Origin of the sequence: Pseudomonas sp. ADAK7 (genome assembly GCF_012935675.1) — a bacterium.
Classification (GTDB): domain Bacteria; phylum Pseudomonadota; class Gammaproteobacteria; order Pseudomonadales; family Pseudomonadaceae; genus Aquipseudomonas.
The window spans coordinates 2568869-2584183 of the sequence record NZ_CP052861.1 but is presented as its reverse complement, the minus strand read 5'-3'; the positions used below and the strand labels follow the sequence as shown (position 1 = coordinate 2584183).

Annotated in this window: 20 protein-coding genes; 13 read left to right on the top strand and 7 right to left on the bottom strand. The window is 60.7% G+C overall.

Features of this window, described 5'->3' with window-relative positions:
- Positions 1-19: 19 nt before the first annotated feature.
- Together HKK53_RS12085 and fliK are read right to left on the bottom strand one after the other, a co-directional pair.
- A complete protein-coding gene (locus HKK53_RS12085) occupies positions 20-349 on the bottom strand; it encodes an EscU/YscU/HrcU family type III secretion system export apparatus switch protein (RefSeq protein WP_169371004.1) in 330 nt (109 codons plus the stop codon).
- On the bottom strand, positions 346-1911 hold the full coding sequence (gene fliK / locus HKK53_RS12080) for a flagellar hook-length control protein FliK (protein ID WP_169371003.1): 1566 nt from the start codon (positions 1909-1911) through the stop codon (positions 346-348). The genes HKK53_RS12085 and fliK overlap by 4 nt, the downstream gene beginning before the upstream one ends.
- A 223-nt stretch (positions 1912-2134) precedes the next feature.
- Between fliK and ccmA the strand changes: the two genes are divergently transcribed.
- The 11 genes from ccmA (at position 2135) to HKK53_RS12025 (ending at position 9656) form a co-directional block, all read left to right on the top strand.
- Complete coding sequence (gene ccmA / locus HKK53_RS12075; RefSeq protein WP_149657004.1) at positions 2135-2770, top strand: cytochrome c biogenesis heme-transporting ATPase CcmA; 636 nt, start codon at positions 2135-2137, stop codon at positions 2768-2770.
- A complete protein-coding gene (gene ccmB / locus HKK53_RS12070) occupies positions 2767-3435 on the top strand; it encodes a heme exporter protein CcmB (protein ID WP_007980754.1) in 669 nt (222 codons plus the stop codon). Before ccmA ends, ccmB begins: the two co-directional genes overlap by 4 nt.
- A gap of 75 nt (positions 3436-3510) precedes the next feature.
- The gene (locus HKK53_RS12065) at positions 3511-4266 is read left to right on the top strand and encodes a heme ABC transporter permease (RefSeq protein ID WP_111451896.1); all 756 of its coding nucleotides are present in this window, start codon (positions 3511-3513) and stop codon (positions 4264-4266) included.
- Entirely contained in the window at positions 4263-4439 is a 177-nt protein-coding gene (gene ccmD / locus HKK53_RS12060; RefSeq protein ID WP_169371002.1) for a heme exporter protein CcmD, read from the top strand. The genes HKK53_RS12065 and ccmD overlap by 4 nt, the downstream gene beginning before the upstream one ends.
- Positions 4436-4891 carry a cytochrome c maturation protein CcmE gene (ccmE, locus tag HKK53_RS12055; protein WP_169371001.1) on the top strand — a complete coding sequence of 152 codons (456 nt, stop codon included), beginning with the start codon at positions 4436-4438 and terminating at the stop codon, positions 4889-4891. Before ccmD ends, ccmE begins: the two co-directional genes overlap by 4 nt.
- A gap of 3 nt (positions 4892-4894) precedes the next feature.
- Positions 4895-6883 carry a heme lyase CcmF/NrfE family subunit gene (locus HKK53_RS12050; RefSeq protein ID WP_169371000.1) on the top strand — a complete coding sequence of 663 codons (1989 nt, stop codon included), beginning with the start codon at positions 4895-4897 and terminating at the stop codon, positions 6881-6883.
- A complete protein-coding gene (locus HKK53_RS12045) occupies positions 6880-7416 on the top strand; it encodes a DsbE family thiol:disulfide interchange protein (protein ID WP_169370999.1) in 537 nt (178 codons plus the stop codon). The genes HKK53_RS12050 and HKK53_RS12045 overlap by 4 nt, the downstream gene beginning before the upstream one ends.
- Positions 7413-7886, top strand: a complete 474-nt coding sequence (locus HKK53_RS12040) for a cytochrome c-type biogenesis protein (RefSeq protein ID WP_169370998.1) — start codon at positions 7413-7415, stop codon at positions 7884-7886. Before HKK53_RS12045 ends, HKK53_RS12040 begins: the two co-directional genes overlap by 4 nt.
- Positions 7879-9078, top strand: a complete 1200-nt coding sequence (gene ccmI / locus HKK53_RS12035; protein ID WP_169370997.1) for a c-type cytochrome biogenesis protein CcmI — start codon at positions 7879-7881, stop codon at positions 9076-9078. The genes HKK53_RS12040 and ccmI overlap by 8 nt, the downstream gene beginning before the upstream one ends.
- A gap of 14 nt (positions 9079-9092) precedes the next feature.
- A complete protein-coding gene (locus HKK53_RS12030; RefSeq protein ID WP_169370996.1) occupies positions 9093-9497 on the top strand; it encodes a hypothetical protein in 405 nt (134 codons plus the stop codon).
- Positions 9498-9656, top strand: coding sequence for a hypothetical protein (locus HKK53_RS12025; protein ID WP_169370995.1), 159 nt, complete (start codon positions 9498-9500; stop codon positions 9654-9656).
- Between the two features lie 8 nt (positions 9657-9664).
- On the opposite strand, the gene HKK53_RS12020 is transcribed toward HKK53_RS12025, so the two are convergent.
- From HKK53_RS12020 to HKK53_RS12010, 3 genes are all read right to left on the bottom strand, one after another.
- Positions 9665-10552 (bottom strand): LysR family transcriptional regulator, encoded by an 888-nt coding sequence (locus HKK53_RS12020; RefSeq protein WP_169370994.1) that lies wholly within the window; start codon positions 10550-10552, stop codon positions 9665-9667.
- A gap of 159 nt (positions 10553-10711) precedes the next feature.
- On the bottom strand, positions 10712-11431 hold the full coding sequence (locus HKK53_RS12015; protein ID WP_169370993.1) for an SDR family oxidoreductase: 720 nt from the start codon (positions 11429-11431) through the stop codon (positions 10712-10714).
- A 48-nt stretch (positions 11432-11479) separates the two neighbouring features.
- Positions 11480-12136: a peroxiredoxin-like family protein gene (locus HKK53_RS12010; RefSeq protein ID WP_169370992.1), complete on the bottom strand. Its 657-nt coding sequence runs from the start codon at positions 12134-12136 to the stop codon at positions 11480-11482.
- A gap of 222 nt (positions 12137-12358) precedes the next feature.
- Between HKK53_RS12010 and HKK53_RS12005 the strand changes: the two genes are divergently transcribed.
- Both HKK53_RS12005 and HKK53_RS12000 read left to right on the top strand, forming a co-directional pair.
- A complete protein-coding gene (locus HKK53_RS12005; protein WP_163909086.1) occupies positions 12359-12571 on the top strand; it encodes a type II toxin-antitoxin system HicA family toxin in 213 nt (70 codons plus the stop codon).
- Complete coding sequence (locus tag HKK53_RS12000) at positions 12571-12975, top strand: type II toxin-antitoxin system HicB family antitoxin (RefSeq protein WP_169370991.1); 405 nt, start codon at positions 12571-12573, stop codon at positions 12973-12975. Before HKK53_RS12005 ends, HKK53_RS12000 begins: the two co-directional genes overlap by 1 nt.
- A 59-nt stretch (positions 12976-13034) precedes the next feature.
- Here the strand turns inward: HKK53_RS12000 and HKK53_RS11995 are convergent, their stop codons facing one another.
- Entirely contained in the window at positions 13035-13874 is an 840-nt protein-coding gene (locus HKK53_RS11995; RefSeq protein ID WP_169370990.1) for a hypothetical protein, read from the bottom strand.
- A 30-nt stretch (positions 13875-13904) separates the two neighbouring features.
- Entirely contained in the window at positions 13905-15110 is a 1206-nt protein-coding gene (locus HKK53_RS11990; RefSeq protein WP_169370989.1) for an MFS transporter, read from the bottom strand.
- Positions 15111-15315 lie beyond the last annotated feature (205 nt).

Below are 15315 nucleotides of genomic sequence, written 5' to 3'. Positions count from 1 at the left end.
GAGCGTGGGAACGATCAGATCAATAGTCGTCGCCGCGCTCGGTAACATCCTTCTCCACCATCGGCGCATCCGGATCCTGCCCCTGCGGGAATTTCCCCTTCAAATTCCACGCAAACGCAATAATCTCGGCAATCGTGCGATACAACTCTTCGGGAATACTGTCCCCCAGTTCCATCTTCGCCAGCAGCCGCACCAGCTCCGGATTCTCATAGATCGGCACTTCGCATTCGCGAGCAATTTTCAAAATCGCTTCAGCCAGTTCTTCGTCGCCCTTGGCGGTGAGGGTCGGGGCGTGGCTGCCGTCGTATTTGAGGGCGATGGCCTGGCGTGGGGGGGTGGGGTTTCTCATGCGGTTTCGTCGACCCAGCGTTGTTCGAGGCGGGTTTGTGCGCCTTGGGGAGGTGTGCCGAGGTGGCAATCCAGATCGCCGACGTTCAAGCCCGAGGCCAGCAAGCGTTCGCGCAGGGCCGCCAGGTTGCTTTCGATCAGGCTCGCGGTGTACGGGCGTTCGGCCCACAGCTGACTGGACAGACTGCCCTGGATCAACTGCGCCTGAACCTGCAGCGGGCCCAACGGCTCCATGTCGAACGCCAGTTCAACCCGCCACAGTTGCTGTTTCGGCTCCCGCTCTTCACGGCGTTCATTTTGCTGTTCTTTTTCCGGCGCTTCTTCGCGCTGGAACTTGACCTGCAACGGCACGATGTCTTGCAGATTACGCATCGGAATTTCCAGCTGCCAGGTGCTCATCAGCCGTCCATCGTCGGTGACGCCGGTTTGTTCCAGGCTCGACAGTTGATGGCTTTGCAGGCGTGAAACGGCAGCGGCTGCCAGGCGCAACAAATGCTCCAGATCGCCTTCACCATCCTGGCTTTGCAACAGCCGATCGGGCAGCGGGAAATGGGTCGGCAGCGGTTTGGCGCTGACCTGGCCGAGCATGCCGAGTGCGCTGCGCACGAAGCTTGGCATCGCCTGAGCCAAGGTGTTGGCGGCGATGACGGCGCCGAGATTGGTGTTAGGCGGGGTCAATTGCGCGATCAGCTTGAGCAGGTCGGCTTTCATGTCCGGGGCCAGTGCCGGGGTCTGGCCGGTCAGCAGTTTCGCTTCGAGGAACATGCCACTGTTGGCCAGCGCCAGAGCCAGGCCTTTGGGCGTACTCAGTTGCTGCATGTCCGGCAGCCCGGCGAGCAGTTTGTTCACGGCGGCTTGCAGGTCGGCGGAGGTCTCGTCGGTCTGCGGCAGGTTCTGCAAGGCGCTGAGCAAGCCGTCCAGCGAACCCTGGCGGCTCTGCTGGGTGGTCAGCTGCTGCGACACCGCCAACTGGTCCTGGCGATTGCTCAGCGGCAGGAATTTCAAAGTCTGCGTGTCTTGCACCAATGCGCTTAATAGCGTGCCAATGCGCAGCGGTTGCGGGCTGTCGATGGTCAGGGTGGTGCCGCTCAGTGCGGTGTTGAGCAGGCTCACCATTGAACGAAAAACCGTGGGCTGGCCCGGCGTCTGCGGCAACACCTGGGACGTCAGCACTTTGCCTTGCAGCAAGGTGCCGACCGGCAGTTGCGCAGTGTCGAGGCGGGTGAGGACGGCCACGTTGGAGGCGATCGCCTGTTGCACCGTGATCGCCAGGTTGCTGGCCGACGGCTGGGTGATCACCACATTGGTGCCGGTGGGCAGCGGTTGCAGGCTGGTGGCCTGGACCGTGGTCTGGCGGCCGCCGTCGACGGTGACCTTGAGCAACAGTTGAAAGGTCTGGTCCGCCTGTTTCAGCGACAGCACTTCAGCGTTGGCGGTCTGACCAGCACTGATCAAGCCCTCCATCGGCGTCAGCAGCTTGAGCAAGTCGCCACTGACCACCACCGGGCGCGTGTTCGCCGGCACGGTCTGAGGCACTGGGAGGATGTTCATTTCGCCTGTCATACGCGGTCACAACCTTCGGAAAATGCGCTCTTTAGAGTAAGGCATGGCATGTATAATGCCGCCCGTCTTTCAGGGAGCGGTGAAAACATTGCAATTGTTTTGACGCAGCTCTCTAAAACCGGCCGCCGATGCATCTATGCTGCATCTCTTTAGCGGCCGCGCCACTGCCGACTTGATCCGTCGACTTGAAACGCCGATTTGAAACGAAAAGGCCCGTGATCTCTTGACCAGTCCAGTCCTGCAAACCGTCGACCTCGCCTGTGAGCGAGACCTTCGGCTGCTCTTCGAAAATCTCGAATTGAGACTGTCCAGTGGCGAAATGGTGCAGATCAGCGGGCCCAACGGCAGCGGCAAGACCAGTTTGCTGCGCCTGCTGTCCGGATTGATGCAACCGACCGCCGGTCAAGTGCTGCTCAACGGCCAGCCGCTGAACGAACAACGCAGCGAACTGGCGCGCAATCTGTTGTGGATCGGCCATGCCGCCGGGATCAAGGACTTGCTGACGCCCGAGGAAAACCTCAGCTGGCTCTGCGCCTTGCACCAACCGGCGAGCCACGAGGCGATCTGGCAGGCGCTGGCGGCGGTCGGGCTGCGCGGTTTCGAGGATGTTCCCTGCCACACCTTGTCCGCCGGCCAGCAACGCCGGGTGGCCCTGGCGCGTCTTTACCTCGACAGCCCGCCACTGTGGATCCTCGACGAACCCTTCACCGCGCTCGATAAACAGGGCGTGGCGCAACTAGAAGAACACTTGGCCGGCCACTGTGAGCGCGGCGGCATGGTGATCCTGACCACTCACCATACCCTGAGCCGTACACCGGCCGGTTATCGCGACATTGATCTGGGGAACTGGGCCGTATGAGTGTTTTCGGCCTGTTGGTCGCCCGAGAAGCGCGCTTGCTGTTCCGCCGTCCGGCAGAGCTGGCCAATCCGTTGGTATTCTTCGCCATCGTGGTGTCGCTGTTTCCGTTGGCGGTCGGCCCCGAGTCTCAATTGTTGCAAACCTTGTCTCCGGGACTGGTCTGGGTGGCAGCCCTTTTATCGGTCCTGCTCTCGCTGGACGGGCTCTTCCGCAGTGATTTCGAGGATGGATCACTTGAACAGTGGGTCCTTTCGCCGCACCCCCTGGCTCTTCTGGTTTTGGCCAAGGTACTGGCACACTGGGCCTTCTCCGGCCTGGCACTGGTTTTGCTCGCGCCACTGCTGGCGTTGATGCTCGGTTTGCCTGCCGCCTGTCTGCCGGTGTTGCTGCTTTCTTTATTGCTGGGTACACCAGTGCTGAGCCTGCTCGGTGCGGTGGGCGCGGCCCTGACGGTCGGATTGAAGCGCGGTGGCCTGTTGCTGGCGCTGCTGATTCTGCCGCTGTACATCCCGGTGTTGATTCTCGGCAGTGGCGCCTTGCAGGCTGCCCTCCAAGGCATGCCGGCGACCGGTTATCTCTTGTGGCTTGGTAGCCTGACCGCCCTGGCGATAACGCTTACACCTTTTGCAATAGCTGCTGGCCTGAAGATCAGCGTCGGCGAATAATGAGGTCTGGTCAAATTTTGATCAGTAAAGACCCTTGGCTCTTCATAGCGAAGAGCAACCGTGATGGAAACAGTAATGAACTGGACCTGGTTTCATAAGCTCGGCTCACCCAAATGGTTTTACGGCATCAGTGGCAAACTGCTGCCGTGGCTGAGCGTCGCGGCGTTGCTGCTGATCAGCGTTGGTGTAGTGTGGGGCCTGGCCTTCGCGCCACCGGACTACCAGCAAGGCAACAGCTTTCGCATCATCTATATCCACGTTCCCGCCGCCATGCTGGCGCAGTCGATCTACGTGATGCTGGCCGTGTGCGGCATTGTCGGGCTGGTCTGGAAGATGAAACTGGCCGACGTCGCCCTGCAATGCGCGGCCCCCATCGGTGCCTGGATGACCGCCGTGGCGCTGGTCACCGGGGCGATCTGGGGCAAACCGACCTGGGGCTCGTGGTGGGTCTGGGATGCGCGACTTACGTCCATGCTAATTCTGCTGTTCCTGTACTTCGGTCTTATTGCGCTGGGCAATGCGATCAGCAATCGTGACAGTGCCGCCAAGGCCTGCGCGGTATTGGCGATTGTCGGCGTGATCAACATCCCGATCATCAAATACTCGGTGGAGTGGTGGAACACCCTGCACCAGGGCGCGACGTTTACCCTCACCGAAAAACCGGCGATGCCCGCCGAGATGTGGCTGCCACTGCTGCTGACGGTGCTGGGTTTCTACTGTTTCTTCGGCGCGGTGCTGTTGTTGCGCATGCGCCTTGAAGTGCTCAAGCGCGAAGCCCGGGCCAGCTGGGTGAAAGCCGAAGTACAGAACAGTCTGGAGGCTGCTCGATGAGTTTTGCTTCATTCGGCGACTTCCTCGCCATGGGCCATCATGCCCTGTATGTCTGGTCGGCCTATGGCATCTGCCTGGCGGTGCTGACCTTCAACGTGGCGGCGCCGATCCTGGCCCGCAAGCGGTATCTGCAACAAGAGGCGCGTCGTTTGCGCCGGGAGAACGGCAAGTGAATCCGCTGCGCAAAAAGCGTCTTATCATCATTCTCGCGATCCTGGTCGGGGTCGGCGCTGCCGTCGGCCTGGCCCTGAGCGCCCTGCAGCAGAACATCAATCTGTTTTACACACCGACCCAGATCGCCAGCGGCGAAGCCCCGCAAGACACGCGCATCCGCGCTGGCGGCATGGTCGAGAAGGGTTCGCTGCAACGTTCCGGGGATTCCCTGGATGTGAAATTCATCGTCACTGACTTTAACAAATCCGTGACCATCAGCTATCGCGGCATTCTTCCGGACCTGTTCCGCGAAGGGCAGGGCATTGTGGCCCTGGGCAAACTCAACGCCGAGGGCGTGGTGGTGGCCGACGAAGTGCTGGCCAAGCACGACGAGAAGTACATGCCGCCCGAAGTGACCAAGGCCCTGAAAGACAGCGGTCAGTCGGCACCTACCCAAGCCAAGGAGGGTTGATCGATGACCTCTGCACTGTTTATCCCCGAATTGGGCCAACTGGCGATGATCCTGGCGCTGTGTTTCGCGCTGGTTCAGGCCATCGTGCCGTTGATGGGGGCCTGGCGCGGTGACCGCTTGTGGATGAGCCTGGCTCAACCCGCGGCCTGGGGGCAGTTCGCGTTTCTGGTGTTCGCCTTCGGATGCCTGACTTACGCCTTCATGACCGACGATTTCTCCGTCGCCTATGTGGCCAGCAACTCCAACAGCGCGTTGCCGTGGTACTACAAATTCAGCGCGGTGTGGGGTGCCCACGAAGGGTCGTTGCTGCTGTGGGCGTTGATCCTCGGCGGCTGGACCTTCGCCGTATCGGTGTTCTCCCGGCAGTTGCCGCAAGTCATGCTCGCCCGCGTACTGGCGGTGATGGGCATGATCAGCACCGGTTTCCTGTTGTTCCTGATTCTTACTTCCAACCCGTTCGCGCGGATCCTGCCGCAGATTCCGGCGGACGGTCGCGACCTCAATCCATTGCTGCAAGACATCGGCCTGATCGTTCACCCGCCGATGCTGTACATGGGTTACGTCGGTTTCTCCGTGGCCTTTGCGTTTGCTATCGCCGCTTTGCTGGGCGGTCGTCTGGATGCCGCGTGGGCGCGTTGGTCCCGTCCGTGGACCATCGTCGCCTGGGCGTTCCTCGGTATCGGCATCACGCTCGGTTCGTGGTGGGCCTACTACGAACTCGGCTGGGGCGGCTGGTGGTTCTGGGATCCGGTGGAAAACGCCTCGTTCATGCCTTGGCTGGTGGGGACGGCGCTGATTCACTCGTTGGCGGTCACGGAAAAACGTGGCGTGTTCAAGAGCTGGACCGTGTTGCTGGCCATTGCCGCGTTCTCGCTGAGCTTGCTCGGGACCTTCCTGGTGCGTTCCGGCGTGCTGACTTCGGTGCATGCCTTTGCCTCCGATCCTGAGCGCGGTGTGTTCATCCTGATCTTCCTGCTGTTTGTGGTCGGTGGTTCGCTGACGCTGTTCGCCCTGCGTGCGCCGGTGGTCAAGAGCCATGTCGGCTTCAACCTCTGGTCCCGGGAAACCCTGCTGCTGGGCAACAACCTGGTGCTGGTGGTGGCGGCGTCGATGATCCTGCTCGGCACGTTGTATCCGCTGATCCTCGATGCGATGACCGGCGCCAAGCTGTCGGTCGGCCCGCCGTACTTCAACGCGCTGTTCATTCCATTGATGGCGTTGCTGATGGTGGTAATGGCGGTCGGCATGCTGGTGCGCTGGAAAGATACCCCGGTCAAATGGCTGGTGGGCATGTTGACTCCGGTACTCCTCGGCAGCGCTGCGTTGGCCGTGGTGGCCGGCGTCGCTTACGGTGATTTCAACTGGGCCGTCATCGCCACGTTCATGCTTGCCGCGTGGGTGTTGTTGGCTGGCGTGCGCGACATTCTCGACAAGACTCGTCACAAAGGTTTGATCAAAGGCCTGCCGACCCTGACTCGCAGCTACTGGGGCATGCAGGTCGCGCATCTGGGCATCGCCGTGTGTGCGCTCGGCGTCGTGTTGTCGAGCCAGAACAGTGCCGAGCGCGACTTGCGCCTGGCGCCGGGCGAGTCCATGGACCTGGCCGGTTACCACTTCATCTTCGAAGGCGCCAAGCACTTCGAAGGGCCGAACTTCACCTCCGACAAGGGCACCGTCCGCGTGATCCGCGACGGCAAGGAAGTCAGCGTGCTGCACCCGGAAAAACGCCTCTACACCGTGCAGAACTCGGTGATGACTGAAGCCGGGATCGACGCCGGTTTCACCCGCGACATTTATGTCGCCCTCGGCGAACCGCTGGGCGATGGCGCCTGGGCTGTGCGTGTGCACGTCAAACCGTTCGTGCGCTGGATCTGGTTCGGCGGCCTGCTCACAGGTGCAGGCGGGTTGCTGGCGGCGCTGGATCGCCGTTATCGGGTCAAGGTGAAAAGCCGCGTGCGTGAAGCACTCGGCATGACAGGAGCCACTGCATGAGACGTTGGTTGATGCTGTTGCCGCTGGCGATTTTCCTGGTGGTGGCTGTTTTCCTTTATCGCGGGCTGTACCTGGACCCGGCCGAGTTGCCTTCGGCGATGATCGACAAGCCGTTCCCGGAGTTTTCCCTGCCCGCGGTGCAGGGCGACAAGACTTTGACCAAGGCTGACATCCTCGGCAAACCGGCGCTGGTCAACGTCTGGGGCACCTGGTGCATTTCCTGCCGGGTCGAGCACCCGGTGTTGAACAAACTGGCGGAGAAGGGCGTGGTGATCTACGGCATCAACTACAAGGACGTCAACGCCGACGCCTTGAAGTGGCTGGCGGAATTCCACAACCCGTATCAACTGGACATCCGTGACGACGAAGGCACACTGGGTTTGAATCTTGGCGTGTACGGCGCTCCGGAGACTTTCTTCATCGACGCCAAGGGCATCATCCGTGACAAGTACGTCGGCGTGATCGATGAACAAGTCTGGCGTGAAAAACTGGCGGCCAAGTATCAGGCGCTGGTCGACGAGGCCAAGCCATGAAGCGCTGGATTGCCGCCGCTGTATTGGGTTTGAGCATGGCCGGCGTGGCGCATGCGGCCATCGACACCTACGAGTTCGCCAAAGAAGGCGACCGTGAGCGTTTTCGCGAGCTGACCAAGGAACTGCGTTGCCCCAAGTGCCAGAATCAGGACATTGCCGATTCCAACGCACCGATTGCCGCCGACCTGCGCAAAGAGATTTTCCGCATGCTCGGCGAGGGCAAGGACAACCAGCAGATCATCGACTTCATGGTCGATCGCTACGGTGATTTCGTCCGCTACAAACCCGCTCTGAACGCCAAGACCGCCGTGCTCTGGTTCGGCCCTGCCGGCCTGTTGCTGGGCGGCTTCGTGGTGATCGCCGTGATCGTCCGCCGTCGTCGCGTGCAACGCGCTGACACCCCGGACACGCTTTCCTCTGATGAGCGTGAGCGCCTCGACCACCTGTTGGATAAAACCAAGAATGATTGATTTCTGGCTCGCTGCAGGTCTGCTACTTCTGGTTGCCCTGAGTTTTCTGTTGATCCCCGTTCTGCGCGGCCGTCGTGCCCAGCTCGAAGAGGATCGTACGGCCCTGAACGTCGCGCTGTACCAAGAGCGCGTGGCTGAGTTGCAGACTCAGCAGGAAGAGGGCGTGCTCAACGCTGCGCAAATGGACACCGGTCGCGCCGAAGCGGCCCGTGAGTTGCTGGCGGACACTGAAGGTGTTGCCGCGCCTCGGGTATCGCGACTGGGCAAACCGTTGCCGTTGCTGGCGGCGATTCTGGTGCCGGTATTGGGCTTGGGTCTTTATTTGCATTTTGGGGCCAGCGACAAGGTCGAACTGACCCGGGAATTCGCCCAGGCGCCGCAGTCGATGGAAGAAATGACCCGTCGTCTGGAGCGCGCAGTGGCCGCTCAGCCGGATTCGGCGGAAGGCTTGTATTTCCTCGGTCGCACCTACATGGCCCAGGATCGTCCGGCCGATGCGGCGAAGATTTTCGAGCGCACGGTGAACCTTGCCGGTCGCCAGCCGGAGCTGCTTGGCCAATGGGCTCAGGCCCAGTACTTCGCCGACGGCAAGAAGTGGTCGGACAAGATCCAGGCCCTGACCGACGAAGCGCTGAAGGCCGATCCGAAAGAAGTCACCAGCCTCGGCCTGCTCGGTATCGCCGCATTTGAAGCGGAGCGTTTTCAGGACGCCATCGACTACTGGAATCGCCTGCTGGCGCAACTGCCGCCGGACGACAACTCCCGTGGCGCCCTGCAAGGCGGGATCGCCCGGGCGACCGAGAAACTCGAAGCCAGTGGCGGCAAAGTGGCCCAAGCGCCGGCCACCAAAGGCGCGTTGCTCAAGGTGCGCGTTGATCTCGCGGCCGACCTGAAAGCCAAGGTCCAGCCGGGCGACAGCGTGTTCATCTTCGCCCGCGCCACCTCCGGTCCTCCGGCGCCATTGGCGGCCAAGCGCTTGACCGTGGCTGACCTGCCGGCGACTGTCGAACTGGGTGATGCCGACGCGATGATGCCGCAGTTGAAACTGTCGAACTTCCCTGAAGTCCAACTGGTTGCGCGCATCTCCCGCGCCGGCCAACCGACTGCCGGCGAATGGATCGGTCGCAGCCTGCCCCTGGCCAGCAGCACCACCGCGCCACAAAAACTGACTATCGACAGCCCGGACAAATAACAGGAAGCGCCCACATGACCGCCATCGCTCGTATCACCCTGCTCAGTATGGTTTTGGGGTTAAGCGCTTGTGTGGTCCAACCACAGCAGCCTGACCGGCTGCCACCGATTCCTCCGTCGCAACCGCGCCCGACGCCGTCACCGACACCCACGCCGAGCAAACCGAGCATCCCAGCCAAACCCGCCAAGCCGCTGCCGCGCACCTCCGCCAGCTTCGCCCCGCCACCGGGGGGCAACAGCCATTGGGATGCGAAGATGGGCGTCTACGTCCTCGACGACCAACCCAACACCTTCTACCGCCAGCGCACCTACTACCGCTGGAACAACGGCTGGAGCCGCTCGATCAGCCCGAACGGGCCATGGGAAGACACCGACATCCATGGCGTGCCGGGTGGGTTGGGAAGACAGTTTGGGGAATGAATGAAAACGGCGATCTTCGGATCGCCGTTTTGCTGTCTGGCGTTTGAAAAGATCGCAGGCTTCGCCAGCTCCTACGGGACCGCGCACGACGATGATCTGCCGGCGTACTCGGCTTTTGCAGGAGCTGGCGAAGGCTGCGATCTTTTGATTTTCGATTGAGCTATTTTTTACGACCCCTTAGCCAGTAACGCCTGAACGTAATCCACAAACGCCCGAGCCTTCACGCTGGCCATCCTTCCCGTCGGAAACACCGCCCACAGGTCCTGATTCGGCAAGGTCCAATCGCTCATCACTTCCACGACTGCACCACTGGCGAGTTCCGGCGCAAACATCCACTCGGACGCCATGGTCAGCCCCAGATGAGCCAGCACTGATTCACGCAGGCCTTCGGCGGCGTTGACGCGGATGCGGCCGCTGATGATCACCGGGTGTTCTTCGTCGCCTTGCTTGAACGGCCAATTCGCGCCGCCGCCCAAACTGTAAACAACGGCTTGATGTTTAGTCAGATCGGCAGGGCAGGCCGGTTTGCCGTGTTTTTCGAAATACTGCGGCGTGCCTAGCACCACGCGCCGGCACTCGGCGATCTTGCGGGCGGTGAGGCCGGAGTCGCTCTGAGCGCCCATGCGCAGGGCGACATCGACGCCTTCTTCCACCAGATTGATATTGCGGTCATCGAGCATCAGGTCGATGTTCAATTCAGGGTTCTGTTCGAGAAACGGCCCCAGATGCGGGACGATGTGCAACCGGCCGAAGGTCACGGCGGCGCAGATCCGCAAGTTGCCGGTCAGCCCGCTGGCGTCACCGCGAGCAGCGTTGTCGGCCTCGTCGGCTTCTTCGATGGCGCGTTTGGCCCGGTCGAAGAAGGCCCGCCCGGCTTCGGTGGGGGTCAGGCCACGGGTCGAGCGCAACAATAGGCGCACCGACAGTCGTGTTTCCAGTTGCGCGATGGTTTTCGACACGGCGGGCTGGCCGATATTCAGACGCCGGGCCGCTGCGGAAAACGAACCGGTTTCCACCACATAGACGAAGGTTTCCATTGCGCCGAGGCGATCCATCTTGAGTCCTTGTGCAAATGTGGTGACTTGCCGAGATCCCCCTGTGGGAGCGGGCTTGCTCGCGAAAGCGATGTATCAGCAACATTGATATCGACTGACACGCCGCCTTCGCGAGCAAGCCCGCTCCCATAGGGGGTTTATGTGGTCTGAAAAAACCCATCAAAACGCCGCTTTACCCACCGAAGCACCACCATCGACAAACAGTGTCTGCCCGGTAATGAACCCGCTCTGCTCGGACAACAGAAAGGCAATCGCCGAAGCGATTTCTTCCGGTTGCCCCAACCGGCCCATCGGTACGCTAGCCAGATAACGCGCTTCACCTTCGCTGCCAATCGGATTGTTCTCTCGGAACAGTTCCGTTTCCGTCGGGCCGGGGGCCACGGCGTTGACCGTGATCCCGGTTTGCGCCAGTTCCAGCGCCCAGGATCGGGTGAAGCTGACCAGCGCCGCTTTCGCCGCCGCATACGCCGTGCGCTGGGTGATCCCGAGCACCGTCAGGCTGGAAATATTCACCACTCGGCCCCAGCCTTTGGCGCGCATGTTCGGCAGCAACGTCTGGGTTGTTTGCAGGGCTGAGTGCAGATTGACCCGCATCACGTCGTCAAAGGTGTCGAGGTCGATTTCGCCCAACACCTGCGGTCGGACCAGGCCGACGTTGTTCACCAGCCCATCGAACTCGTACTGGCTGGCCAGATCAGCCAATACTTCCCGGGTCAGCGTCCTGTCGCCCAGGTCGAGTGGAAACAGCGTGCCGGGAAACGACAGGTCGGGTGTCCGGGCAATCCCGACCACGCGATGACCAGCACGGTCCAAGTGCTCGGCCACGGCACGACCAATGCCTTTGCTGGCGCCGGTGATGAGAAATGTACGTCGGGTCATGACAACTCCTATCAGGATGTGCCGCGGGTAACGCGGCACTTGATCGGTTCAGCCGCGAAGCGCATCCAGCATCGCTTCAGGCTCTGGCCGCTGAGTGTAATCCGGGTTGACCTCGGCGTAACGGATCACGCCATCCTGACCGATCACATAACGCGCCGGCATCGGCAGGGTCCAGGACGGGTCATCGTTGAAGGTGGGCAGGTCGTTGCGCAGGTTTTTGTACAACTCGACCAGGTAATCCGGCAACGCGAAACGCAGACCGAAAGCCTGCGCTACATCGTTGTGAGTGTCGCTCAGGATCGGGAACTCCAACCCGTTGGTGCGCACCGATTTGCGGCTGTTGGCGGCGATCTGCGGCGAGATCGCCACCAGGTTCGCCCCGAATTCCTGCAACGTCGGCAGGAACGCCTGCACGGCTTGCAGCTCCATGTTGCAGTACGGGCACCAGACACCGCGATAGAACGTCAGCACCAACAGACCCTTGGCCAGCAGATCGGCGGAGGACACAGGGTTGCCGTCGGGGTCCTTGAGCGTAAACAACGGCGCCTTATCCCCGACCTTCAGGGCTTTGCCGGCCGCGCCGGACGCAATCAATTCCGCAGTGGCGCGCTCCATGATCGGGTGGATTTCAGCCGGGGCGTTGTAAGGCGGTTTACCGGCCTTGAAGTCAGCTTTGAACGCATCGAGTTTTGCTTGCAGGGTCATGATCGTAATCCTTGAAGAGGAAGCCGGTTGGCTGGGATCAATGGTGACCTTGGACGGGGCAGCGGGGAACGTGGGTGGGGGGCATAGGATTCATTCTTGGGGGGAATGTCGTGTCTCGAATCACACTCTGTAAAACAACCGAACGTCGTGCTTCCAGTTTTCATGCTTGAATAAAGATAACTCTAGAGTTGCTTTTGTTTGGCCGGAGCAAGGAGGCCGGTGGTGCAAAGCAGGCTATTGATCAAGGAGCTGGAGGAGGCGGGCTGGACACTGGACCGGGTCACCGGCAGTCATCACATCTTCACTCACCGTTACAACCCATACACGATCCCCGTCCCGCACCCGAAAAAGGATTTACCGATCGGGACGGTTAAAAGCATCAGGAGGCGAGCCGGGCTGTATTGCCCGCCTGCCAGTTACACAGGAGATCCATAATGCAATATCCCATCTGTATCGAGTGGGGCGACGAGAACACCGCCATCGGTATTCAGATCCCCGATATTCCGGGCGCTGTCACTGCCGGGGATACGTTTGAAGACGCCTATAACGCTGCAATCGAGGTTGCTCACGTAATGCTGCAGGAAATTGCGGCTGACGGAGAGCCGATTCCTATGCCGACTTCAGCGGCCGCACACCGTGGCAATCCCGAGTTTGTTGATATGGGCTGGGGAATGCTGGAACTGGACATTGCGCCTTACATGGGCAAAACCGAGAAGGTCAATGTGACATTGCCCGGCTATGTCATCCAGCGTATCGACCGCTATGTGCGGGAACATAACGTCAAAAGCCGCTCCTCCTTTTTGGCGGATGCGGCGATGGAAAAATTGGTTCGGCATTGAATGAAACAACATGTTCACGGGCAAGCCGGCGGAGGGCATGCCCGTAAGCGATCAACGTGTCATCGCGCTTGATCGGGAGGTCTGCAAAGGTCAGTCATGCCATGGTGGCTGATGAGCTCCCTGATTGACGTTCCCAGTGCACTTTGACTCAGGGCTATTTCAACTTCGCCGGTGTAGGACTCGTCAACATGTCCCCGTGTGTCTGCACTGGTGAGCGGGCTGATGCTGCTGTTCTGAGGGCTGAGGCGAAAGGTTGTGTAGGGGATGCCCGGGGTTGGCTTGTTCCTTTGCCGGGTGCTCATAAAGTCGAAGGAATAGGTTCTCCTGATGGAGTCTATGCACGCTGTGACGGTCTGCGGTGGCGACGCTTCGTTGTACATCACCACCGCCTTCTCGCCGAACTGCAGAAACAGGCAGCCGAACCACCATATGCAACTGGCGAGAACGGACAGGCCCCAGGCGCGCACCACCCCAACTCTGGAAAACAACAAGTTCAGCAGATAAGGCCAGGTCATCATCGGCAGAAAGTATTTGCCAATCTTCCAGGCCCAGCTCTGGTTACCAAGCCAGATTCCCGGGTTGTAGATCATCACCAGCATGACGATGGCGTAGAACACCACTGCCAACGTCCACACCACAAAGTTGGTGGCAAAACGACTCTCGTGCCGGGTTCGCTGTTCTTCCTTCAGTTCGGCGATAACGTGCGTGAAGTCAGTTTCAGCCACGGGAGGAGGGTTGGCTTTGCGTTCTTTATCGCGCAACGCCTTGCGCTGGCGTCGCAGACGCTCAGGGTTTTTTGAAGACATGAGGGGGAAATCTTCCTTGATTGCGCTGTTCGGCGGCAGCTCCATGTGTGCCTCGATGATTGCAAGCACCTGAGTGGGCGTGAGGATAAACATCCACGCCCGCTGCGTCGATAGCGGTCTCGATCAGGCCGTCACGGGCTCTGCGACGCGCGAAACACTCAAGAACCGCAACAACGCCACCAACGGAAACGCACTCCCCACAATCACGATCCACAACCAGCCGCCATGCTCATACACCGCACTGGCTACCGACGAGCCAAACGCGCCGCCGATGAAGATGCTGGTCATGTACAGCGCGTTCAAACGGCTGCGGCTCTTGGCGTCGAGGGCGTAGACCGCGCGTTGGCCGAGGACCATGTTCATCTGCACGCAGAAGTCGAGCACCACGCCAGTGACGGCCAGGCCGATGACGCTGTAGATCGGGTGGATGAACGCTGGCAGGAAGCTCAGGCTGGCGAACACCAGGGCCAGCAGTGAGGCGATGCGGGTGTGGCCGGCATCGGCCAGGCGACCGGCAATCGGCGCGGCGATGGCACCGATGGCGCCGACCAGGGCGAAGAGCGCGATCTGGGTTTGGCTCAGGCCATGATTGCGCGCCAGTTCCAGCGGCACGGCGGTCCAGAACAGGCTGAAGGTGGCGAACATGCAACCCTGGTAAAACGCCCGTTGGCGCAGGACCGGTTGTTGACGCAGCAACGTCCACAGCGAACCGAGCAACTGGCCGTAAGAGGCACTGTGATCAGGCTGGCGCTTGGGAATCGTCATCGCCAGCACGATGCTGATCGCCGCCATCAACGCCGCGGCAATGATGAACATCGCCCGCCAGCCGAAGTGGTCCGCCACCACGCTGGACACTGGCCGCGCCAGCAGAATACCCAGCAGCAAACCGCCCATGATCCCGCCGACCACCCGGCCGCGGGATTCTTCCGGCGCCAGATGGGCGGCCAGTGGAATGAGGATCTGCACCGACACCGAACTGAAACCCACCAGCAACGAAATCAGCAGGAACACATTCGGCTGATCGGTAAACGCCGCGCCCAGCAGGCTGGCAATCGCCACCAGGGTGGTGATGATCATCAGCTTGCGGTTTTCCAGCAGATCACCCAGCGGCACCAGGAAAAACAGGCCCAGCGCATAGCCGATCTGGGTCAGCGAGACGATGAAGCTGGCCATGGTGCTGGTCAGGCCGATGTCCGGCGCGATCAGGCCGATGATCGGCTGGGCGTAGTAAATGTTGGCGACAATGGCGCCGCAGCAGAAGGCGAACAACATCACCATGCCTTTGGTCATTGTCACGGCGCTGTGGGGCGCCTGAGTCGCTGGGTTCATAACGTGTCTCGCTAAACAGGAGGAATGCGCGAAGGCTAAAGGGCTGACCAGTACGGCGGAAGAGAGGTTGGGGTGATAGTAATCATTCCTTTGCGGAATGAATGACGGACGCGTGTGCTGTCCATCGATGAACCTTGCGGCAAAACATTGAGGCCCGATGATACATTCACTTACATCTTGTTCGATAGCGTGCTTATGTTCTCTC